Source organism: Planktothrix serta PCC 8927 (assembly GCF_900010725.2).
GTDB classification, from domain to species: Bacteria; Cyanobacteriota; Cyanobacteriia; order Cyanobacteriales; family Microcoleaceae; genus Planktothrix; species Planktothrix serta.
The window spans coordinates 487,549-511,071 of sequence record NZ_LR734877.1; the positions used below are offsets into that span (position 1 = coordinate 487,549).

Below are 23,523 nucleotides of genomic sequence, written 5' to 3' on the forward strand. Positions count from 1 at the left end.
CCTAACCTTTACTTCTATTGTACCTTACGCGATCGCCTACCGCTAGATCTTGTTTCTGATTCTTGATTGCTAAAAACCAAGATCAAATTTACACCATTTATTGGCTCTAACTGTCTGATTAGTTGACATCCACACTCCATGATTACTTCTTATTGCTAGCACCCAAGGTAATTTCACTTTGTCTAATGTACTGATAAACGAACTACTTTGTCATTAGCTATACTGACTTATAGCGACTTAGAAACAAAATTACGCAAATTCTCAAAAAATTTTTTATTCACTCTAATTTAGAGGTAATCACCTCAATCGGACGCAATACTTTATCATTGACTCGAAATCCTTGACGAACAACTTTTGTAATGGTTTGAGGCGACCGATATTAAATAGTTTTGGGATAAGAGTTTTTTTGTTAGAGAGCGATCAACCTGGATTAAGCCAAAGCCGTGTAATAAATTTGACAAAAATTCAAAAATTGATTAGGCTAATTACTTAGCCCCTTAACCTAAAAAAAGCTTAATGCCAACAACCTTACACAAGTTGAACAGCAAGCAAAATAAGACACTTGAGGCGATCTTCAAAAATCCTGTCTCGGCGAGTATCGTCTGGACGGAGGTAGAAAGACTGCTTCAAGCGTTAGGAGGTCAAATTCAGCTTGGAGGAGGTTCACGGGTTAGCGTACTGCTTAATAATACTGTGGCAACCTTTCATAAACCCCACCCTAGAAAGGAGACTGATAAGGGCGCTGTGGTGGCTGTACGCAAATTCTTAAAAAATGCAGGCATTCAGCCATGATTACCTAAAGTAAGATAGGGGGGTGGGGTTATCCGTCCCCCACTTTTATCTAAAAGAAAGCAAAATATTAAGAAGTTGCATCGGGTTTGGGGCAAACTATTCAAGAAGTTTAGGGGTAAAACAATGGTTTTATTTAATCATAAAGGTTATGTGGGTTACGCTGAATTTGATGAAGAAGCAGGTATTTTTTCAGGTCAAGTGATTAATATTAGCCGAGATGTTGTGACATTTTGGGGAGAAACCATTGAAGAAAGCCAAAAAGAATTTATTATCTCTGTTGATGGTTACTTAGAGTTTTGTCAACAGCAAAATCGTTTACCAGAACCGCCAAACAACAATCAAAATCAGGAATTCCAATTAAATTAAATTACATCATTTAATTTAATTGGAATCGAAGTTAATTAGCAAGCTGTTCATCAAACCTTCTGAACTTTGTTCTGCACCCTTTATTTCTACTCTGTTCAGAAGATCAATGAGGCAAATCAGTTTTGTGCATTTTTACTCAAATTCGGGTTCATTTTTATTACCCTTAGTTTTTGTCTCTGAATTAACTTTAAGTAATTTTTCAACAGCTTTCATAAAATAGGGTTCCCGACCCTCTGGAGCATTATGAAAGTTTAAACCCATTGTCTGGAAAAAATCTTTGGTGAAATCTACAGAAGACTGAATTGCCCAAAAAGCACAACCGTATCCTAAGCACTTATCTGGAAAAAAAGGATTACTTGAGCCAGTCAAAGGGTTTAATTTTATTTTTTTGTCTTTATCCAGAAATTTTTCTAATTTGTCCTCCCAGGTTTTTTTGTTATTGTTAGTGGGATCTTCATTTGCTTCTTTAATCTCTCTTAACTTTTGATGATAATGGACAAGCTCATTGCGTAATTTAATTAAGTATTGAACTGATTGATAAGGTTCTTTTCCTTTATCAAACTGTTTTTCTGCTAAAATTAAAGCCATTTCGTACTTATCAAGCATAGAACTTTTTTCTATGTCTTCCCACATATCCTTCATTCTATCAGGTGTACCGTTTGGTAAATGTTCGACTTTAACCTCCTTAGAGCGATTTGCTACATCAAAAAATAGTTCATTGATTGTAGCTTCCAGATAAGATACAGCAGTTATTATAGAGCCTATTGAATAAGCACTATGTTTTTGAATTATTTCATCGTTAAGATCTTTGCCAGTGTATTCTTTCTCAAGATCATAGGTTGATTTGGCAAAAAAACAAGCTGCCTGAATGTGAGCAAGAGATAAGAAGATTTTTTGTTCAGCCATATTGTTGTTTTATCCTCAATTCACACTATTAAAAACAGGGTTGAAAAAACCAGAGTCAATGAATCATCGGCATGAGCATTGAACCAAAACTAGCATAACATTTATTTAGATGCTGTGCTAGACAGTAAATAAATTTTCGCTTGGTGTATCTTTACGAAATGCAAATTTGCAGCTTTGTCCTGAATCAAACTTAATCTGAACAATAGTTGCTGTTTGATCTTTACTCAATAGAGATTGTTGATCTATGGTAGTAATAACTCCAGTCCCAAGACGACGATGAACTACTCGCAGATCAGGTTCTGCTATTTTACGCGAAAGTGGTTTTCCTAACTTGATTCCAAGTGTTCCAGAACGGATTTTTAGAGAGTCAGGTTCACCAACTGCAATACTGGCTAAGTGTTCACCAAGACGGATTAAAAAAGCATTGTCTTGAACTTGCGATCGCCATTTTTCAGGAATTGCATTTAACCCAAAAGCTGCACCGCCTAAACCACCAACAAAAGCAGCAATAGAATCTGTATCACTTCCAATCATGTTAGCAGCGATAATAATATTGTCTGAAGTAGCTTCGGGTTGATAGGCAAATAAATAAATTCCCGCGATCGCAGTTCCAAGTCCAGAACCTTTTGTTTTATAATCAAAACAGCCTAATTGTCTCAATACACTTTCTGGTTTTTCTTTGTCTCGTAATGCTTTCCAAACAAGACGTAACTGTTCAATAGCCTCTTGCTTGGTGTTAGCAAAAACCTGATCAAAAGTCTCTAATCTTCCCTTATTCCATTCTGATAACCAAATTTTTAAGCCAGAGATTTGTGGAATTTCTAACTCTTTGACCCAGTTACCCAGAGTTTCAATAAATTCTTCACCCTTGATAGGATCAGACTCCTGTAAAACGGTGTATAACGCATAACCATATAGGATCGCGCCGATGATCGCTCTCGGATGTCCATGACTAATAATTGAGTTACGCCAAATGTCAGCCTCAGCCTGCGTCCAACGTCCCGCATTGGCTAAAACATGAGGCGATATCCGCATCGCTGCTCCATTCGCACCCCCATCGCGGTAGTCCATTGTTCCCTCTTTCATTTTTCGGCTGAAAAAGTTACTATTCCAATCTGCTGATTTACGCTGTATTTTTTGTGCCGCTTCTTTAACAGTGCCACCTGCACCCCGCGCATACTCTAACCACAGAGGATATTCCAGATCGCAAAAACTACGATAGTCAAAGCACCCATTAGGTGAAATACAAGCAGCTGTGCAAATTGTTAACTGCGTATCATCCGAATAGTCTCCGGCTTCAATATAATCTTCATATCCTTGAAAACGTCCACCGACTTGTTTACTCCAAGACTGATATTCAGTAACCCGATCAACTTTCATTTTGCGTTTGAGATCATCTGGTGATCTAATAAATTCAGTCATCCATCCCATTGCATCACCAGCCGCAGCAGCAAGTAAAGATCCAGCTATGCGATCTGATAGAAATTTGTAATTCAACAGCTTATTGTTTAGCAACATAATTTGATTTTGTGAAATAACTAACTGTTAACTTTTAAAAACACCTTTCCAGATCTTAATTTCTCCTGTCCACCCTGCATCTATAACTTTTTGAACATTGCCAGGATCTTCATTAACCCAAATTAATAGAATATCAGCTAATGAGATGCTTTCATACACCAATACCTCCGCTTGAAGACAGGTTGGGCGACAATCAGGTAAATTACCTCTAGTCCATAATCTCCCTCCTATATCTCTTACTTCAGGAACAAACATACTCTCCAGTCCTTCAAAACGTGTTTTGATATAAGCACCACGTCTTGATGCTGCATTCATTTGGCAGAAAAGAGTATTTTGTTTCCATAGGTAATCAGGTTTTATTGCTAACAATACCCAACAATCAGTTCTATGGTTTTGTCTAGCATGGTAGTGATACATACTGTTATAACCATTTATGCTACAGCAAATGTGATTATGTTGTCCATCCCACCGTCCTGAATCAATTTGTTTATAATGCTGATTTCGTTCTTGAAGTTTAGTGTTTGATAATAAACCTCCTTGTGAACAAATCCCTTTTAAATTTTCAATTGTAGTAAAGTGACATAAACACGAAATTTTTCTTAGAGCCACAAATGCACGAATCTGAGCAGCATCAGAACCATCTAATCGTTGTTCCACAGTCTCAATTATAGGAATCTTATCATTTGTTATTTCCAATTCATCTTGAAACGTGGGAAGGGGATTATATAAGTTATTAGATATAGAATCAACACGATTTTTGCTTGTTATATTGCCATCATCGAATAACTCTTGGTCAAGCTCCTCAGATATCTCAACGGGAGGAATATCAAGTAATATAGTCTTTTTAGCATCCTTTAAAAACGATAAGAATTTTATAAATTTTGATGAAATTTTATGACGGATATCATTAACTATAGTTTTTTGTTGCTGTTCAGATAAACTTGAAATTAAGGGGTCTAAACTCAAAAATAATAATTTTACTTTCTCTGAATCGGAAAGAAGTTCAAAAATCGTTGGGTACTTTTTAAGGTTTTCTGGAATTAAGCATAATAGTTCTGAATGATCAGTTTGAGAAGAATTATTCAATATTCCACCGATTTCACTAATAAGTTTTTCTGGATTTGATGAATTACTGAGTTTAGAAACTAAAATTTTTATACGGTTCTGGTTGGGGAGTAAAGACCAAATTCGCTCATTAGATACAATATCTTCTGGAATAGTCTTCCAATGAAGATCGGTTTCAGGGAGATTTTGTAAACGGTTTATTAGCTCATTCCATAAAATATCTGAGTTGTTATTTTCAGCGTTTATGACTAAGTTAATTAATTTTTGAAGACTGATGTAATTAATTAATTCTTGACTAGCTATTAAGATATTGTCTGGAATCTCATCCGCAAAACTTTGTTGTGATAGAGTACATCCTCTGATTCCAGTAGAAGACTTAGTGAGAGTATTAAGTTTTTGCAAACAAAAATAAACCTTAAGTTGATCTGCGTTAAAGCTGTTGAGGTAAAGTTTAAATACAGGATACCAAAGTTTTACATCTTGACTAAGTGCACAAGCTTCAATAATCTCTGGATTAGTTTCTTGAGTTAGTAGAGTTAAATGAGTTGCATTATCCCTTAATTGATTATCTCTACTAAAATTTTTTTTGATATCGAAAACAACAGCAACTCCTTCTTTTAAATCTTCATTGGAACACGAAATTTGATTAATATGTACAAAAACTTCTGCCTTTCCTTTTGTCTGTTTTTCAAAAAAGGTTAACAAATCATCTCTTTGCAAAAGAGCACATCCAAAACCCTTGTCTTTTTGATACCAATCCATTATACCTACCTCTCTCAACAAGTTTAAATTTTTGATTTTATTATCTTGAATTTCAAAGCGAATAAATCTTCCTCTTTTAAGTTCAGATTCTGAACATTTAATTTCTTGATGGTGTAACTTCCATCTACGTTCATCTTCTAATGTAAGTATTCTGTAATCTAAATCTTGATCTGATTTATCGAACCATTTAACTATACCTATTTCTACAAGCTTTGTCGTATCTGGGGCAATAGTAGACATATTCAGCTATATTCCTCTATAAAAATTGGGGCTTTGACGAAAGCGTTTGAGTTGAAAAATTCATTGGGATCAGAGTCGCCAAACAAAATTAGGCAAATTCTACAATAGACTTTGTATTGTTCATTGGCTAATTTAAGGGATTAAAGTTTATTCCGTAGGCTTTTAAATGCCAGTTTAGAATAAGTGAAAATTTTAAAACGATGAATGGGACGATTAAGGAAAAACCTTAATCCAGATCAATAGTTGCAACTTAGGGGGTATGGGAAAAATAACTGATGAGAGGACTATCAGTGATGTTTGGATTAAATTAATAGGTAGCGGAGAAATAGCAACTGAGAGTAGTAGATGATAAATTTCAGCTATACGCCAGTGGTGTGACTACGGAATTGCTTGGTCGCCACAATCAGGGCATCGCATTTATCATCAGTTCGCTTATATATTAAAGGTTATAACTTGTCTATCATTTTGTAAATCAGTGAAATTACGGAACTTTCCTTTCATATTGTTTTGAAGTTTAGGCTCAATCTACCCCCTGGTTAGTTGAGCTATGTCGTTGAAATCTGCTCTCTCAAACCAAGGGGTGATGCTCCTATCAGTCCGAATCTGATTCGTTTCCCTCCCATAACTCCCGTTCTGAATCTCGTTCTAATTCCCGATCTAAGGTGTTTTGTTCTCGGTAATCATCGGAACTATCCTGAACGTCTCGGTCGTAATCATAGTCGTGGTCGTCGTTGTCGTAACCGTCCTCACCGGGGCCAAAATTATCGTAACGCATGGTCAAAATTCCTCATGATCAGTTTTACTGACCTATTGCAACCTGCGAATAAAATTACGCAAATTTTCAAACAATTTTTTGGCCGTTTGTAAAGTAGTGCGATCGTCCTCACTCCCTCACCTCTAAAACCGCCTCTAGTCAGTCCACTTTTTTTACTCATTAGTGTAAGGGCGAGAAAACCTCGCCCCTACGATCGCCATTTTTGAAACTTCAAAATGTTGGTTTTCCATTAATTACAATAACCCTCGATACCGAATAAACAACAGAATCGCCGCCCACGATCCTAGCGCCACTTTAATTGCTACTAAAATATTTAATAATGGAATAGCACCCCCACTAAAAAGCCCTCCTAACTCTCCGTGTGGTAACTCGAATCCTGCTAAAGTAACCACCGATAATACAATAAAAGCCAAAACTGTAATTTTCTCCCAATCTGCGGCTAAATACCGTTTATAAATCTTTTGCATCCACTCAGGAGAAGAGGTAATTGCTACTAAACTGATCGCAGTTCCCCCCGCTACTCCTGCTGCAAAACCACCCCCCGGACTAAGATGACCCCGAATTGCTAATTCCACCCCAACTAACGCGCTAATTGTTGCTCCCAAACGCGCTAAAACAATTGAAGCTTCATCGGTAAATTGATGAACTTTAGCATAGGGTTTTTCATTCGCTAATAGGTAATAAACCCCCATAATTGAGATTGTAAAAACGATGACTTCAAAAATCGTATCGTAGAGCCGATTTCTTAAAATAATTGCCGTTACCGCATTGGGAATTCTACTATCTTTAATAATCGATTCCACAATCGACAAACTGGGTAAATCCCCTTCGGGATTCGGCATCACTAAAAACTTAATATAAATCGCAATAACCGCTAAAATATAAACCCATTTCATTACTGTTCCTCCCCTGATTCTGATAAACTAAAATAAGTTAAACGAGTGTCTAACAAGGACAATTGAGTTTGCATCACCTGATAAAGCCGTTGAATTCGGGTTAAGGTGTGATACGCTTGCGGTTGATCATCATTCATACAAACCGCATGAACTTCTTTATCTATCAACGCTTGCTTTAAGGCTTTCTCATCTTGATAAAAAATTAACTCCAAACGCAGATGATATTTATTAAAAACCGTTCTAAACTGCTCTAATAGTTGGCTAAATTCCCCTTCTTTGGCTTCCTTCTCCCAGTCTTCCAACACCCCCAAACGCACGACCAACGAGGAACGCACCGCCACCGCATACAAGGTAATTGCCAACATTGTCCCCACTAACGCTTCTGTTAATGCGACGTCCGGCGCTCCTAAAACGGTGTAAAATAAGGCTGCGATCGCCCCCAAAATCCCCCGCACCACCAAAGCATGATAAGGATTCTCCTCTAACACTAACATCGTCGCCGCTAAAGGGAGCAAAGACGCGATCACAACAACATAGTTATCATTCATGATTCCTCCTCATTACTAGAACAGTAAGCTAACACATAACCCAGCATTGTATTCCACAACATCAGAGAAATCAGGGCTAAAACCAGCAACGGCCATTCTTTGGGAATTTTCACTAGCAACCCCAAAACAATCAGCATTGATCCCAGAGTATCGGCGACAGTCAGGGTATGCAATTTGAATAAAACTGATCGCAAACCCAACAATGGTAAGGTTCCCCAAAACCAGAACACTAGACCGACAGCCATCAACCCATAACTCAATATGTCAATCATCGGTAACTTATCCTTTTTAAAAGTTGAGCAAGTAACATAAATCCGGCATTGCCAACGGTGAGAATGATCACTCCGGCAATTCCAATCATCCAATCATCTCTTAAAACCGAGACAACGAGAATCATCATCGAACTCTTGGTGGCGATACTGGCAAAGGCTAACATCTTCTCCCAGACATCATCTTCTTGCCAACACGCTTCATAAAGGGGAATTAACAATGCGATAATCATGGCAATCAAGACCCAGTTCATGGCAGTTTCCTCCGTTGCACGCGATGAACCGCAAACCATCCGTTTTCATGGTATTTCAACACAATAGTTTTTGGGGTAAAGGTAATCAGAAAAATGTCTAAAAAGATCAGTCCAGGGGTGCGTTGTGGTTTAACCCGTTCCATGATAATTTCTTCCTCGTTATGGGGACGAAAAATCATTTCGATCGCCTCCAAATAAGCTTGAGGAATTGCTACCACAATCTCGCCTAAAACCCGCATCCAATCTTGTAAAGCGGTCGGACTTTTACGCAGTCCTGGTATTAAAAAAGCGATCGCCACTCCAATAATAATATTGGTGACGGTGAAATTCGCTGTTAACAGAAACCAAATGGTCAGCCGTAATATTAGATTCAGATATCCAATCATGCTAAAACCATCCAAAATAATAGGATTAACATCACACTCATCACCCCCATCAAATGATCAATTTGTTCCAGCATCCGGGGAAGTTTGAGGGAAATTTTTTGAATAATGAACAAATAAACGAACCATCCCAGGAAAATTGTTGCCAGAGGTTTGATAATATTAGCAATAGTATAAGCTTCGTAATAAGCTATATTTGCTACTACCAACCCCGCCAATAACAAAATCAACCCAGGCCAAAAACTAGGCCGGATTTTATCTGCTCCCCCACGCGGTAAAAAAATAAATTTGGCAAAGGAGATCGCTGTTCCCAATGCCGCAATATTCATGCCGATCACTTGCCAAGGTAACAGATTTTTCATTGTTAATATCTTCGCCCCAAACCCCGATAATAGGGGAAAACCGGAGATTGAGAAACTTGCGATCGCCAATGCTATCCACAAAGAAGTATTGATCGGGGTGTGATGCAGTTCTTTAAAACTACGGCTCGGTAAAACCCCCGCAATTAGAAATAAAGCGGATTTAACTAAGCCATGAGTGAGAGCGTAAAATCCCCCCACTTCCGGTGCCGCCAGTACAAACCCTAACTGGGATATGGTATGAAACGCTAACATCCGCTTGGTATCCTTTTCAAACATGGCATAGAACACCCCCAGTAAGGCAGTTCCCACCCCAAAGATCCGAATAATCGGGTCAAGTTCACCCACCGTTAGGGCGATCCGCACCATTGGGAACACTCCCGCTTTTACCACCACCCCCGACATTAAGGCGGATACAGGGCTTTCTGATTCCGAGTGGGTTAAAGGCAACCATAAACCCGATACAAAAATACCTCCTTTAACTAATAATCCTAGAAGAATTAAAGCCACTGCTTCCGGTGGTACGCCCTGTAACCCTTTAAAGGCAAAGGAATGATGGGTTTGATAAACTAACACCGCCCCGACTAAATAAAACAGCATGGCGACGTTGCTAACAAATAGATAGCGTAACCCAACCCAAATTGATCGATCCGATCGCGGATAAGAAATTAGGAGAAAAGTGGCAATACTAATCACCTCTAATGCCACATATAAACTAATCAAATCCGCACAAACAAAAGTAGCATTCACACTGCCATGTAAAATAATGGCTTGAGTATAGAAAAAGGTGCTTTTATTCGTGTGCCAACAGTACAGAATAACGGCGGCAGTTACTAATCCATTGGTTAAGATAAAATAACCACTGAGGGAATCAATTAGTAAGGAAACACCGAAGTTATCAAGTAACTGGATGGCTAGGGGAGATGAATTAACACAGTGATACAACCCATAAGCGATAGAAATAAACGCCACAAATAACGTAAAAAATCGATCTAGTTTGGGAACCAGATAAATTGTAAATCCAGCCAAAAAAGGCAGCGCAATCCAAACAATAGTAGGGGTAATCATGGGGTATTATTTTTCTCGATCTCGTTCGTTTCCAAAGTAGGATTATCCCGTGCCAATTTCATCGCTCCAACTAACATTAACGCTTGAATTGAAAGACCGATGACAATAGCGGTTAAAATAACAGCTTGGGGAACTGGATCGGAATAAGTGCCATTTTGGACATCGGAAAGAATCGGGGTTAATAAACCGCCCCGTGATGCGATTAGCACATAGTAGGCGATTACACCCGTACTCATGATGTCCATTGCGATGATCTTCATCAGCAGGTTTTTCTTAAAGATGATTCCAAAAAACCCGCACAGTATTGTTGCAAAGACGAAGGCTTCTAACACGATAATGAGCGGTTGGCTAAGGGTATTATAAAAGGGTTGTAGGCTGGAACAACTGGCTGCTTGATGTCGGTTCAGCTTGGTGCTGAAACCCGCACTGAATTTATTGCCAGGATAACTTCGGCTCTATTAAAGCGAGTTAACATTTTTTCAACTCTATAATAAGTAAAAGGAATTGTCAATCCCATTGATGATTTAGATGCTAAACCGCTTTGTAGGAACTAGGAACAATAGCTAAATCAGTTTTTGGATCGAATAAATGGATTTTTTCGGGTGTTATGGTTAACCAAATTTTTTCACCGGGTATAAGTTGAGTTTCGGCTGGGATTCTAACTTGTAAGGAAGAATTTAGGTTGTTTTCTCCTAATAAATGTACCCATAATAAGGTTTCATGTCCTAATGCTTCTAAACGATCAACAATAACAGGTAAATTTTTAGTTGCGGGACAACTGACGATTAAATGTTCGGGTCTAATTCCTAACAGTAATTTTTGGTCATTGTAGCGAGGTAAAACGGGTTCCCAAATATCGGGTAAAGTTAAACGAAATTGAGGGTGAGTAATTAATAAGGGTGCAGTGAAGTGAACGGGAATAAAGTTCATGGGGGGAGAGCCAATAAACTCCGCTACAAAACGATTTGCAGGACGATTATACAGTTCTAAAGGGGGAGCAACTTGTTGAATTCTTCCTTGGTTCATAACCGCAATTCGAGAACCCATTGTCATTGCTTCTACTTGATCATGGGTAACATAAATGGTTGTTGTACCTAATTTTTTTTGTAATTCTACAATTTGGGCGCGGGTTTCGGTTCTTAATTTAGCATCTAAATTAGATAAAGGTTCATCCATTAAGAAAACTTGCGGATTTCTAGCCATTGCTCGACCTAATGCAACCCGTTGTTTTTGTCCTCCTGATAATTGTTTGGGATATCGATCTAATAACGATTCAATTTGTAATAATTTAGCGACCGTTAAGACTCTTTCAGATACGGCTTTTTCTCGTTCTGAAACATGGCGGAATTGGGGAGGAAGCGATCGCGTCATTGCTACAATTGCATCTTCTAACCACAATGGAGCAAAGATTTGATAGTCTCCTAGGGTAACGGATAATTGTTGATGGGAAGGGGTTGTAGAGGTTGTTTTTTGAACCATTAAAGGCTGTTTGGGTTCGGTTTCTCGATAGGAACGACGCAACCCGAAAGCCAAGTTATCATAGACTTTTAAATGAGGATATAAAGCATAGTTTTGAAAGACCATAGCAATATCACGGGCTTTCGGGGGTAATTCATTGACTAATGTATTCCCAATATAAATATTACCTCCGGTAATGGTTTCTAATCCTGCAATTAATCGTAATAGGGTACTTTTTCCACAACCGGATGGCCCGACTAAAACCATAAATTCGCCATCAAATATCTGAAGATGAACTCGTTTTAAAATTGCTTGACGGCTGGGGGTTGATTCTTGGAGTTCTGATGATTTTGTTTCCTCGGAGGCGGTTTGACGACGAGTGGGGAAACTTTTATAAATATTATCTAAAATAACTTCTGCCATTTTAATTTTACCTGATTTTGAATCCAATAAATGATTGTAAATTACAACAATAAGCTTTAATTTTACCTGATTTTCCGTAGGGGCGGGTTCTCTCAGATATAGGTAAGAAACAATTAACTGCTCTAAACCCGCCCTTTTTTTCCCTCAGATATTGATAACAAATCATTAACTGCTCTAAACCCGCCCTTTTTTTCCCTCAGATATTGATAACAAATCATTAACTTATTAAACCCGCCCTCTCCTCCTCTGATCTTGGTGTTGGTGCGTGCGCGGAGCTTACACACCCTACGGTTTGGTTGGTGCGTGCGCGGAGCTTACACACCCTACGGTTTGGTTGGTGCGTGCGCGGAGCTTACGCACCCTACGGTTTGGTTGGTGCGTGCGCGGAGCTTACGCACCCTACGGTTTGGTTGGTGCGTGCGCGGAGCTTACGCACCCTACGGTTTGATGGAGATAATTTTTTCATCGGGTTTGAGTTTAAAAAGGCGATCGCCTGTACCATCTTTGGGTGAGAGATGAATTTCATCTGTGGGAATATGAACAATGCGATTTTCACTGGTTAAGAGATGAACTTGTTTATGGGGTTTAGCAGGTGCAATTCCTACTAAGATATCATTCGGGGATTTAAAATTCAGCATGGAAATTCCTATTCCGCCTCGGTTACTACTGCGAATATGTTCCATCGCAATCCGTTTAATATAACCTTGTTCTGTCACTAATAATAAACTGCCTTTTGGCGATAGGGTAACACACCCGATTAAATGTTCTTTTTGTCGTAACCGGGTGGCTTGAGAACCCTGGGCGGCTTTCCCCATCGGGGGGAGTTGTTCATCATTAATATCAAGGCGTAATATTCGCCCTCCAGAGGTGGCTATTACCACTTTTTCATCGGGTTTTGAGAGGGTAGCAAAACATAATTCATCATCGTCTTTTAGTTTAACAACGGTACTGCCTCGATTGGTTAATTCAGCTAATTCTGTTAAGGCTAAACGTTTGATTTTCCCTTGTTGAGTCAGGGTAATTAAATCAGTTTTATCGGGGAAAGCCGATAATAAAAATTGAGCGATAATTAAGTCGTGGAGATTAACCGATATATCCTTAGAAGCGGAAGGGGATAATAATGTAATAATCGGTTTACCTTTAGAACGATTAGAACCCATGGGAATATCCGCTACACTGAGGGGATAGGCTTTTCCGGTTCGCAAAATCATCACTAGATTTTGACGGGTGCGAGTGGCATAAGTTTGAGTGGTAAAATCATCCGTTTCTTCAATATTAATAGCCGTAGAACTTTCACTATGATTACGTTTAGAATCGTTGGTTTTGGGAGAAACTCGGCGAATATAACCCCGATGGGTGACTTCGACAACAGTTTCTTCATCAACCGGAGGTAAGGGTTGTAATAAATCAGGGAGTGAGGATACTTCTAAGGCTTTTTCTGTAGATTTTTTAGAGGTTTTATCCTCAGTTTCAATAGCATTCTGACTCTGAGGATAAATGATCCGAGTCCGTCGTTGATCCCCATATTTTCGCTTGAGCGATCGCAATTCTTTTTTCAAGGATTTCAACAGTTCAGGACGTTCATTTAATAACCGTCTCAACTGTTCAATTTGAGTTGTTAATTGCTTAAATTCATCTTGTAATTTTTGCCGTTCTAACCCCGTTAATCGACGCATGGGCATTGATAAAATCGCATCAGATTGAGTATCACTAAAGCCTAATTGATCTTCTAAGGTTAATTTTGCCGTAGAACCATCGGGAGCATTTCTGAGAATTTCAATCACATTATCTAAATTTTCTAAAGCAATTAATAACCCTTCAACTAAATGACATCTGTGTTCAGCAGCTTCTAATTCATGGCGAAATTGACGAGTTAAGGTTTGTTCCCGAAATGTCAGGAATTCTTGCAGAATTTGTTTTAAACTTAATTGTCGGGGTTGACCATTAACAATCGCCAGAAAAATTGCCCCGAATTTCGTCATTAATTCCGTTTGTTGATAGAGATGATGTAAAACCACTTCGGGAGAAAATTCGCGTTTCAATTCAATCACAACGCGAATCCCTTCTCGATCGCTTTCATCCCGAATATCAGAAATCCCGTCTAATTTTCCAGCATTGACTAACCCGGCAATTTTCTCAATCCAACTGGCTTTATTGACTTGAAACGGTAATTCCGTAACAATAATTGCGGTTTTAGTCCGGCGTTTTTGGGCGGTCGGAACTTCTTCAACTTTTGCCACCCCCCGCACCACAATACTGCCTTTTCCTTGGGTATAAGCTTCCCCAATTCCTTCTGTACTAATAATTTCCCCCCCAGTGGGAAAATCCGGGGCGGGAATCAATTCCATTATTTGTTGATCGGATAATTCAGGACGATCAATTAAGGCAATTAATCCATCAACCACTTCCCCCAAATTATGAGGAGGAATATTTGTCGCCATCCCAACCGCAATTCCTGAAGATCCATTTAACAATAAAAAGGGAAGTTGGGCGGGTAAAACCGTTGGTTCTTGTTGAGAATTATCGAAATTACTAATAAAATTAACCGTTGCTTCCCCAACTTGAGACAGTAACCCTTCATGACCAATAGAAGCAAGACGGGTTTCGGTGTAACGCATGGCCGCCGGGGGGTCATTATCCACAGACCCAAAATTTCCATGACCCGCTAACAACGGATAACGACTAGAAAACTCTTGAACCAGTCGCACCAAAGCATCATAAACCGATTGATCGCCGTGGGGGTGATATTTTCCCAGCACATCCCCAACCACCCGCGCACATTTGCGGTAGGGACGATCAGGGGTTAACCCTAATTCGTGCATCGCATACATAATGCGACGATGAACGGGTTTCAGCCCATCGCGGACATCTGGTAACGCCCGTCCAACGATCACACTCATGGCGTATTCGAGGTAGGACTGTTGCATCTCAGTATGCAGCGATGTTGCGATCACTTGCCCAGAAAAGAGGTTTAACTGTTTAGCCATGAGTTTAGGTGAGTCTACAGCGATAGGGTTCTGATCTTAGATTATGTCCTGAGAAGGTATTTCCATCACACCCCTCTAACAAGGGTCTACTGATCTCCTTGCTGTTTTGAGGATAGCTAATTGCGTTCAATTTGACCAAAAAAATGGTTATAGCAGAAGTAGATTCGTCCTATCGCGCTTTTCGGATGCTGCTACCTTAAACAGTTGGAACATAGAGTTTGGGAAAGTAGCGTTCAACAACATCAGTAGGAAATCCTAAGCGGACAGCACCCTTGGGAGTATCTGAAACTAAAAGACCCACCTCAACTAATTTCTTGAGCACTGTTCTAGCTTGTCGCTCTTTGTAGCCTGTGATTGTAGCAGCTTGACCCCGCTCAAAAGAACCAGAATACAGGGCTTCCTTCAGTAAAGGAAAAGAACCTTTAAGTAACCGTCCGGCTCGAATTTCCTCCTCAACATAGAGTTCAATGCGATTTAAGAGTTGGGAGGGTTCTAGTAGTGACTGCATGAATGTCACTTGGTCGATACAAGTTTCTAAAAAGAACTGACAAAACTTCTGCAAACCTGCCGCCGTTAAATTTCCACGACCGTCTAAATCGTTCCATCGTTGCTTGTCGGCTGCCATCAATAAATCCCGATATAAATTAGCATTTCTGGCTAAACCACGAGAAACAGACCATAAACTACTGCCTACCCCAATTTGCCTTAAGAAAGCATGAGAAAACAGCCGTGTCACGCGACCATTGCCATCAAAGAAAGGATGAATCCAAAGCAGCCGATGATGAGAAGCAGCCACAGCAATGACTTGCTCAATTAAAGATAAACGTTTGGGATTATAGGCTTCTTCAAAACGCCGTAAAAAACGTGGAATTGCTGGAGCGCTAATCGGAACGTGATAACCAACACTCACATCCCCAGTCCGTAATTCTCCGGGTTTGACTTCAACACGTTTATTTCCTTGGGGGTCTTCAATATAGAGTAAGTCAGAAGAAAGTCGTTGACAAAACTCACTCGGTGAAACTAGACATTTTGCCGTTTTCTAAAACCCTGTGTATTGATTATAAGCTATAGCTTTCAAGTTTCACACATACAGATTTTTGCCGATGTTTTTGCCGATAAACCCGCGCGCAGAGAACTCTTTTCCTGCGCTGTTCCCTGCTATATAAGCCATTTTGATCTAAGTTCAGGCTGGTTTCTCAACAAAATTCAGCATTTTCTCGGTGTTTTTTCAGGGAAAAGTCCTTTACTCTAAGATCAGACTCATACTGAATCTGCTGTCAACTTAACCGGGAAAACGGTTGAACAACGGCGTTGATCCCTCTAGCCTCTGGCTTTTTCTATCGCGCTGCTCTTGTCAACCCGTTGAATGGGCATGGTATGATAACACCTCGGTACTGGAGAGAGTATCCAATGGGAGACTCAAGTAAACAACCCACCCCTCAATCGGAGTATCGATGATCGTGGGGGCTTTTTAAACGGCCTAGTTTACCAGACTCAGTAACATTACCCCAGAAATGGGAAAGCCAGAAATGTCAAATTTTGTATTTGTTATCAATACAAATACTGCAACCCTATTTATACAAACGATGGTTATTTCTACTCAGTATAAACCTCGCCCCCCTTTTTCTCTCACCACTAATCTGAGTGTAGGTAATTCGGGAGTTTCCAAGGAGGAAAAAAGATGAAGACTGTTCTGATTGTAGAAGACGATCAAGTTAATGCTCGTGTTTTTTCAAAAATATTGACAAAACGGGGTGGATTAGCCGTTAAACATACGGAAAATGTGGAAGAAGTGATGGAAATCGCTCGCACGAGGGAGGCGGACTTAATTTTAATGGATGTTTCCCTAGCACGCAGTGTCTATCAAGGGAAAGCAGTGGATGGTATTAAAATTACACAACTGCTCAAAGCTGACCCCCAAACCGCCAAACTTCCGATTATTTTGGTAACGGCTCATGCTATGGCCGGAGATCGAGAAGATTTTCTCGCTCAAAGTGGTGCCGATGACTATATCTCTAAACCCGTGATTGATCATCAAAAGTTCGTGGATAAGATTAAATCTTTGTTACCACCAGAGGAGTAGACTGCAAGAGGGAAACTGGGGAATGGAATTGAGAATAGACTCATCTTTTTTTTCAGTACCTCCCCCTTGCAGGGCGAACGGCTTGAGATCATTCTGAAGTAGAGACTAGGGAGATGCGGGTTGAGCATCTTTGACTTTGACTAAGGTTTCTTGGATTTGAGGAGTCGCCAGGAATTTTTTTGTATCGTTGAGTAAGCGATCGCCCCAAAGATTTTCCTTGAGATATTCAAAATCCGCATAACGGCTATCGAGACTTAAAGCCATTGTTCCCAGAGAGAGGGCTTCTTTGGTTTGACCTTTTGTATACAGGGCAACGGCTAAGGCTAAAATTGGTTCGGCGGCTTTGGGATCAATGGTGATCGCTTGTCGCCACTTAGCGATAGCGGTGTCGATTTCTCCCTGTTCATACTTGACTAACCCGACATTATTAATCGCTGGCCAAAGATTTTTTTCTTGAGCAAAGGCTTTCTCGTATTGCAAAATTGCCTGCTCAAACCGCCCTAATTTATAATAGGCATTTCCTAAATCAAATAAGGCCCCCGGAACATTGGGGTCAGTTTTTAAACCCGCTTCCAGAAATTGAATTGATTTTTGATAGTTCCCTTTTTTGAAGTAAGCTTCTCCCAAAATAAACTGAACTCCCGCTTCCTTCGGAGCTAAGTTACTGGCTTTTTCAAGTAACTCAATGCCTTTATCGAGGTCTTCCAATTGCAGGTATAAACTACCTAATAACGCCCAAGCTTGGTAATTTTCCGGCGCCAGTTGAGTTGCGAGTTCGGCTCTGGGTAAAGCCAGTTGATATTGTTGAAATCGTGTTAACTGAGCCGCTTCTTCCAGCAACCCTAATCCGGTTTGTTCAAGTTGTTCCGAGTCCAGTGGAGGCGTATAGGGAACTAAAGCTTGCCCCATCGCCGATTGAGCGACATTCCACAAACTGAGCGTGACGACAACGGTTAGAATCAGAGTTCGATTTGGCACAGTAAAAGCCTTAATGCAATGCGTTAAACTCAGTTAATCTATCATTAAATTAACTCGTGTGCAAAACTTCCTTTCAGCCGGCGCCTTAATTATATCGTGCTTGTTAAGCATACCCCCCCTATCCTGTGCTGTTTTCAGGGGATAGCAATGTCAAGAACCAAGCTCAAGATAGGGAACGAAAAAAATTAAATACTCGACTGTTTTACGATTTGAATTGCCTTTCTGCGAACTTCTAAAATTTGACCAATCTCACGGGCAAAACTCGGTTGTCGTTCAATCATTTGATTAACAACACTCGAAGAAATAATCATCACTTCTAAATCTTCAATAGCCGTTACTGATACTGTACTGGGTTCACCAGAAAATAGCGCCATTTCCCCAAAAAATTCCCCTCCTTTGAGGGATAAAACCTCATGTTCAGTCCCCCACTCATCGGTGGTTGTTAATAGGGCCTGTCCTGAAACGATGATATAGAGATCGTTGCTGGGATAGCCTTGCTGAATCACTTTTTCTCCTGTGCCAAAATGGTGAAGCGTCACCTCCTGGGAAAGGGTATCTAGGTTAGTTTGTTCTTTTTTCAGGGGGACAAATACCGGACTGGATTGCCAAGCTTCAGCAAATTTTTTAGAGGTATCTTCTGATCGAGAATTAGACCGTCGAACATGATAAACAGTCCGAATTGGGAAGGGTATGGTTAGATTATTTCGTTGGGCTGCATACCAGATGCGAGTCATAAAGCGATCGCGAATTTTCTCTAATTCACTATAGTTTTCAATAAAAAATTTTACCTCATAAGTAACACTAGAATCATCGTAGGAGAGGGTAAAAATCTGCGGTTCTGGTTCCTTAATAATGCCCTGAGTTGATAGGGCGGTACTTTTTAAAACTTGTTTGGCTAAATTAGGCGGATCACTATAGGAAAACCCAATTTCAATCCGTTCTGCATAAAGACTTAAGGGTTGACTAAAATTATGAATAGTTTCCCCACTAATCACTTTATGGGGAATAACAATCATTTCTCGATCAAAGGTTTGCAGGCGAACTGCACGCCAGTTAATATCAATAACTTGTCCGATAGTATCTCCGACTTTTAACCAATCTCCAACGGTAAAGGGACGTTCAAATAGCAGTGCAATTCCTGACATCACGCTCCCTAATGTATCTTGAAGGGCTAAACCAATGACGATGGAACTAATGCCAAGGGCTGTGACTAAACCAGCCAAATCTGCATTCCAAACTGTTGCTAAAACAATTCCTGTTCCTAATAAAATTAAAAAGAGTCGTGAAAGATCAACTAATAGTTTAGGAAATCTTGCGCGCCAAGTATTAGCTTCCGCTTCTTCAAATAAGATAACATTCAACAGAGATAGGGCAGCATGAATTATGCAAAACCAGAGTAAGGTTTCAACTGTTTTGATTAAGTTACTATTCGGATCAAGTTGGATAACATACTGCATAAATAACATCAATACAAGCACGGGTAAAACCCAATTCCGAACCACTTGTAATGTTGCTGCGAGGGGTTTATCGCGTCTTTTTAGTCGATGAATGATTTCACCTAAAATAATAATTAGAGAAGGAAAACCCACCACCAGGACGATTGACCAAATCAATAAATTGTTTTGAATTGTTGGATTATTAATCGCAGGATTCATAAAATTTTTTAACCCTCAATTGGTGAACGTATACTTTTTAAGAGCCACCCATTTAACTGGGGTTTAGTATTGGCTTCTTTCTCCGGTATGGGTTCAAAGTGATAGAGATCTTGCAGACGACGATAAACGGTTTGAGAAACTAAAACTCCTCCGGGGGGACAGGCATTTTTGAGGGCAGTAGTCAGGTTAATTGTATCGCCCCAAACATCAAAAATACAGCGATTTCGACCGACTATTCCGGCAACAATATCACCGGAGTTAATGCCGATGGAAATATTCAGGGGTAATCCCCGTTCATGACTAAATCGACGCACAATCATCAGCATTTCTAAGGCAACATCAATGGCTCGTTTATCTTGATCCAAATAAGGAACAGAAAGCCCACAAACGGCTAGGTAACTATCTCCAATTGTTTTAATTTTTTCCATGCCATAGTGTTCGGCAACTTCATCAAAAGCTGTGACTAAATTATTCAAAATAGCAACGGATTCATAGGCACTTAGGGTATTAGATAATTTAGAAAATCCGGTTAAATCTGAAAACAAAACAGCAACATTAGATAGATCTTCAGCTAGGTCTTTTTCTCCCCGTTGAAACCGTTTTGCTACTGAGGTTGGAAAAACACTTAAAAGCAATTTTTCATTGTCCCGATTTTTTTGTTCTACCAGTAAGGTTTGAGTATGGAGACTGCGGACAATTTCATTAAAAGATTTGGCGAGTTCGCCAAATTCATCTTCTGTTTCTAAAGGAACAATTGCATCCAGTTTTCCGGCCGCTACTTGGCGTGTTCCCTTAATCAGTTGATTAATGGGTTTAACAAATAAATTAGCTAAGATCATGGCGATTAATGTCACCAATAACATCAGTAATGTCGCTGAGATTAGGATTTGATTCCGAAAGGAATAAATGGGAGCATAAGCTTCCGATAGATCGATTTCCGCAAGAATTACCCAGTCTAATCCATCAAAGCGAAGGGGTGCAAAGGAACTTAAAACGGGAATATTACGATAATCTCTAATAATTCGAGTTCCTTGTTTACCTTTTAAGGCTTCTGAAACCCCAGATGTTTGCACATATTGTTGTAGAATAGATGTGCCATATTGATTGATTCGGTTGATTTCTGTTTCACTGACTCCTAGCGATCGCAACGTTTTAGCATAGCCTTCTGGATCTTGCACCAAAAACCGAGAAATCGACCGCATTAAGGTATCTCGTCCGACTAGATAAGTTTCCCCAGTTTTGCCTAAACCATCACTTTCCCAATTGAGATTACCCGTCATGACATTGTTAATTTCATTAACGGGAAGTTGAAAAGCTAATACTCCAATTAATTCAGATTGATTAAAAATAGGCGCTGCAATAAAAGCCGCCGGAGCACCATAGGAAGGAGGATAAGCTTGAAAATCAATAATTTTGGCATAGTCCCTGGTTTTAGATTCTCGTATCTGTCTATATAAATGGGCAAGATTACTGCTATTATAAGCATCGTTGTCTAAATTAGTTGTAAAGTCGGTTTCTTTAAAGACGGTATAAACAATTGTTCCTTGAGGATCAATTAGGAACATATCATAGTAACCAAACTTCTGAATAATTTTACGAAAAATGGGGTGATAGCGAGCGTGAATGCGACTGTATTCGCTATCATCTTGGGAGTGATCTAAGGAATCTTTTTTTCCAACGGGATGGGAATTATTGGCAATATAATAATATTGGAAATAACGACCCGCGATCGCTTTGGGGAGATAGGATTCTAAAATGGGTAAACCTGCCTCTGTTTGGGTGAGGCGAGGGAGAAATTCGTCACGGTAGTAAGTTTTTAATTTCTGATCAAAAGCGGGCGGTATATTAGTTGTTTGGAGTTGGGAATAAGCGGTAGAAAATTCTTGCATGGCTGCAATGATAGCCGGATCTTCGCTCAAGGTTTGGGTATGATTACGAATATTTTTAAAGTAGGATTCAATTTGGTAAGCTTTGGAAGCACGAACGCTAGTTAACTGATTAAATACTCGGTGGGTTAGATTGAGTTTCCCACTGCGATATCCTAGATAGGCTGTGATTAAAATTGAACAACTGCTGACGGTTAACAGCATGATGATCAGTTTGGATTTGATACTGACAGAGGTGAGCGATCGCATAATCGAAAAAAATACAGCTTAATTGAAATATAAACTAATACAATTTAAAATACTGTAGTCTACTAGGCAGATTAACAGTTTATAGCGCTACGCATTATAGTTGTAGAGACGTACCATAGCACGTCTCTACTCAATCCTTACTGTTCCCAGATCCGATGTTCCCTGCTTAAAAACCCTAAATAAAAGGTAATAAAATCTCAAATTCTGTCCCGCTTCCTAGTTGCGATCGCATTTTTAACTGTCCTCCATGTTTAGCCGTCACAATATGATAACTCAGGGATAAACTGGTTTCTTTTTGAGTGTGTTTGGGAGTGGAAAATGACTCTAAAATGGTTTGTTGTTCTTCAGGAGAAAGTCCGGGGCCATTATCGGCAATGCTAATCGAAACCCAACGTTCAGGGGTGTTTAAATCATGGGTTGGGAATGAATCTGAAGCAATCATCGCCGTTGTAATCACAATTTGGGGAGGTTCCGAAGGCTCTATTCTTTGAGTATTTCGATATTCATCCACCCAATCTTGTTTAATCGCTTGATTGAGCAAGGAATCAAAACTATGAATCAAAATATTAATAAAAACTTGATTTAACTGACCAATATAACAGGTGACGGGAGGCAAATGACCATAATTTTTAATAACTTTGATTTCTCGATTAATTCGGCTTTTTGTTAATAGTAAAATACTATCTAAATGACTCTGCAAATCCGCAGGTTTGGGATGAATTTCATCAAAATGACAAAAATTTTGTAAACTGGTGGCTAATTTACTGAGTCGTTCCGTCCCGCTTTTAATACTCGATAGAAGTCGGGGAAAATCTTGGCGTAAAAAATCAAATTCAATCTCTGTTTTGAGTCCTTCAATAGCTGGAAAGGGTTGCGGATAATTGACTTCATAAGCATCCAAAAGTTCAATTAAACTATCACTATAGGTGATTAAATGGGTTAAATTTCCCCAAATAAATCCAACGGGATCTAAAATTTCATGAGCAACGCCATCTACTAATCGCCCTAAACTCGCCATTTTTTCACTTTGTAACAGTTGAACTTGAGTTCGTTCATAACGGACTTGAGTTTCAATTCCTCGAATTTGCCAATAAGCAAGATTCAATTCATGACTATTTAAAAGCCGATAGGGAACCATCCAAGGATAATCGATAGCAGCAGACCAATTTCCCTGCACTACAATCGGGTCTACATATCCGGGTGCAGATCGCTTTAAAGCCTGTTGAGTTGCGGTTAAAATTGTCGTTTGTGCAGGTAATACTAATACAGGGGTGCGAACATAACTATAAAGCACATCTAGGGATTGATCCAGAAACAATTCTAACCCCTTGGGACGTAAAAAAAACTCTAGGAGATCTCGCCGAGAAATCATTCCTAAAAACTCAGGCGCAGAGTTTTCTTTGGGGTCTACAATAATCACACCCGGTAGCAAGGGATGTTTTTCAAACTGTTGAATTAGATCTCGTACCGAACACCCCAAAATTACTTGAAAATCATACAAAGATAAATCTTCCAGGGTAGACTCTAAACTTAAATCTCCCCCGGTCTGACTTTCCCATAAATACGGTATAGATACTCTCGTCAAGATACGTTCCCACAGGAG

At 39.6% G+C, this 23,523-nt stretch carries 21 protein-coding genes and 1 pseudogene; 3 read left to right on the forward strand and 19 right to left on the reverse strand.

What is annotated here, in order from left to right; all coding sequences use genetic code 11:
* Positions 1-47 precede the first annotated feature (47 nt).
* A pseudogene (locus tag PL8927_RS28600) lies at positions 48-210 on the reverse strand (IS701 family transposase); the annotation flags it as partial.
* A gap of 306 nt (positions 211-516) precedes the next feature.
* On the opposite strand from PL8927_RS28600, the gene PL8927_RS18775 reads away from it, so the two are divergent.
* Both PL8927_RS18775 and PL8927_RS18780 read left to right on the forward strand, forming a co-directional pair.
* A complete protein-coding gene (locus PL8927_RS18775; RefSeq protein WP_083624659.1) occupies positions 517-792 on the forward strand; it encodes a type II toxin-antitoxin system HicA family toxin in 276 nt (91 codons plus the stop codon).
* Positions 793-915: 123 nt separating this feature from the next.
* Positions 916-1,158, forward strand: a complete 243-nt coding sequence (locus PL8927_RS18780; protein ID WP_083624661.1) for a hypothetical protein — start codon at positions 916-918, stop codon at positions 1,156-1,158.
* Between the two features lie 132 nt (positions 1,159-1,290).
* Here PL8927_RS18780 and PL8927_RS18785 read toward each other — a convergent pair whose 3' ends face one another.
* The 14 genes from PL8927_RS18785 to PL8927_RS18850 form a co-directional block, all read right to left on the reverse strand.
* Positions 1,291-2,064 carry a hypothetical protein gene (locus PL8927_RS18785; protein WP_083624663.1) on the reverse strand — a complete coding sequence of 258 codons (774 nt, stop codon included), beginning with the start codon at positions 2,062-2,064 and terminating at the stop codon, positions 1,291-1,293.
* Between the two features lie 117 nt (positions 2,065-2,181).
* A complete protein-coding gene (locus tag PL8927_RS18790; protein ID WP_083624665.1) occupies positions 2,182-3,582 on the reverse strand; it encodes an ADP-ribosylglycohydrolase family protein in 1,401 nt (466 codons plus the stop codon).
* A gap of 27 nt (positions 3,583-3,609) precedes the next feature.
* Positions 3,610-5,649, reverse strand: a complete 2,040-nt coding sequence (locus PL8927_RS18795) for a DarT ssDNA thymidine ADP-ribosyltransferase family protein (RefSeq protein ID WP_083624667.1) — start codon at positions 5,647-5,649, stop codon at positions 3,610-3,612.
* A 592-nt stretch (positions 5,650-6,241) separates the two neighbouring features.
* Entirely contained in the window at positions 6,242-6,424 is a 183-nt protein-coding gene (locus PL8927_RS18800) for a hypothetical protein (protein WP_083624669.1), read from the reverse strand.
* Positions 6,425-6,657: 233 nt separating this feature from the next.
* Positions 6,658-7,320, reverse strand: a complete 663-nt coding sequence (locus tag PL8927_RS18805) for a Na(+)/H(+) antiporter subunit B (protein WP_083624672.1) — start codon at positions 7,318-7,320, stop codon at positions 6,658-6,660.
* On the reverse strand, positions 7,320-7,868 hold the full coding sequence (locus PL8927_RS18810) for a DUF4040 domain-containing protein (protein WP_083624674.1): 549 nt from the start codon (positions 7,866-7,868) through the stop codon (positions 7,320-7,322). The genes PL8927_RS18805 and PL8927_RS18810 overlap by 1 nt, the downstream gene beginning before the upstream one ends.
* Entirely contained in the window at positions 7,865-8,140 is a 276-nt protein-coding gene (locus tag PL8927_RS18815; protein ID WP_083624678.1) for a monovalent cation/H(+) antiporter subunit G, read from the reverse strand. The genes PL8927_RS18810 and PL8927_RS18815 overlap by 4 nt, the downstream gene beginning before the upstream one ends.
* Positions 8,137-8,391 carry a hypothetical protein gene (locus PL8927_RS18820; protein ID WP_083624680.1) on the reverse strand — a complete coding sequence of 85 codons (255 nt, stop codon included), beginning with the start codon at positions 8,389-8,391 and terminating at the stop codon, positions 8,137-8,139. Before PL8927_RS18820 ends, PL8927_RS18815 begins: the two co-directional genes overlap by 4 nt.
* Positions 8,388-8,777 (reverse strand): Na+/H+ antiporter subunit E, encoded by a 390-nt coding sequence (locus tag PL8927_RS18825; RefSeq protein ID WP_083624682.1) that lies wholly within the window; start codon positions 8,775-8,777, stop codon positions 8,388-8,390. The genes PL8927_RS18820 and PL8927_RS18825 overlap by 4 nt, the downstream gene beginning before the upstream one ends.
* Positions 8,774-10,201, reverse strand: a complete 1,428-nt coding sequence (locus tag PL8927_RS18830; RefSeq protein ID WP_083624684.1) for a cation:proton antiporter — start codon at positions 10,199-10,201, stop codon at positions 8,774-8,776. The genes PL8927_RS18825 and PL8927_RS18830 overlap by 4 nt, the downstream gene beginning before the upstream one ends.
* Positions 10,198-10,533: a cation:proton antiporter subunit C gene (locus tag PL8927_RS18835; RefSeq protein ID WP_083624686.1), complete on the reverse strand. Its 336-nt coding sequence runs from the start codon at positions 10,531-10,533 to the stop codon at positions 10,198-10,200. Before PL8927_RS18835 ends, PL8927_RS18830 begins: the two co-directional genes overlap by 4 nt.
* 199 nt (positions 10,534-10,732) lie before the next feature.
* On the reverse strand, positions 10,733-12,082 hold the full coding sequence (locus PL8927_RS18840; protein ID WP_083624688.1) for an ABC transporter ATP-binding protein: 1,350 nt from the start codon (positions 12,080-12,082) through the stop codon (positions 10,733-10,735).
* A gap of 437 nt (positions 12,083-12,519) precedes the next feature.
* The gene (gene gyrA, locus PL8927_RS18845) at positions 12,520-15,069 is read right to left on the reverse strand and encodes a DNA gyrase subunit A (protein ID WP_083624690.1); all 2,550 of its coding nucleotides are present in this window, start codon (positions 15,067-15,069) and stop codon (positions 12,520-12,522) included.
* Between the two features lie 196 nt (positions 15,070-15,265).
* Positions 15,266-16,042 carry a Fic family protein gene (locus PL8927_RS18850; protein WP_083624692.1) on the reverse strand — a complete coding sequence of 259 codons (777 nt, stop codon included), beginning with the start codon at positions 16,040-16,042 and terminating at the stop codon, positions 15,266-15,268.
* Between the two features lie 708 nt (positions 16,043-16,750).
* On the opposite strand from PL8927_RS18850, the gene PL8927_RS18855 reads away from it, so the two are divergent.
* Complete coding sequence (locus PL8927_RS18855) at positions 16,751-17,152, forward strand: response regulator (protein ID WP_083624694.1); 402 nt, start codon at positions 16,751-16,753, stop codon at positions 17,150-17,152.
* A gap of 105 nt (positions 17,153-17,257) precedes the next feature.
* On the opposite strand, the gene PL8927_RS18860 is transcribed toward PL8927_RS18855, so the two are convergent.
* The 4 genes from PL8927_RS18860 to PL8927_RS18875 all read right to left on the reverse strand — a co-directional run bounded on the left by PL8927_RS18860 (position 17,258) and on the right by PL8927_RS18875 (position 23,505).
* A complete protein-coding gene (locus PL8927_RS18860; RefSeq protein ID WP_231506065.1) occupies positions 17,258-18,130 on the reverse strand; it encodes a tetratricopeptide repeat protein in 873 nt (290 codons plus the stop codon).
* 185 nt (positions 18,131-18,315) lie between these two features.
* Positions 18,316-19,785 (reverse strand): mechanosensitive ion channel family protein, encoded by a 1,470-nt coding sequence (locus tag PL8927_RS18865; protein ID WP_083624696.1) that lies wholly within the window; start codon positions 19,783-19,785, stop codon positions 18,316-18,318.
* An 8-nt stretch (positions 19,786-19,793) separates the two neighbouring features.
* A complete protein-coding gene (locus PL8927_RS18870; protein ID WP_197047472.1) occupies positions 19,794-21,875 on the reverse strand; it encodes an adenylate/guanylate cyclase domain-containing protein in 2,082 nt (693 codons plus the stop codon).
* Positions 21,876-22,095: 220 nt separating this feature from the next.
* A complete protein-coding gene (locus tag PL8927_RS18875) occupies positions 22,096-23,505 on the reverse strand; it encodes a sensor histidine kinase (RefSeq protein WP_231506066.1) in 1,410 nt (469 codons plus the stop codon).
* Positions 23,506-23,523 lie beyond the last annotated feature (18 nt).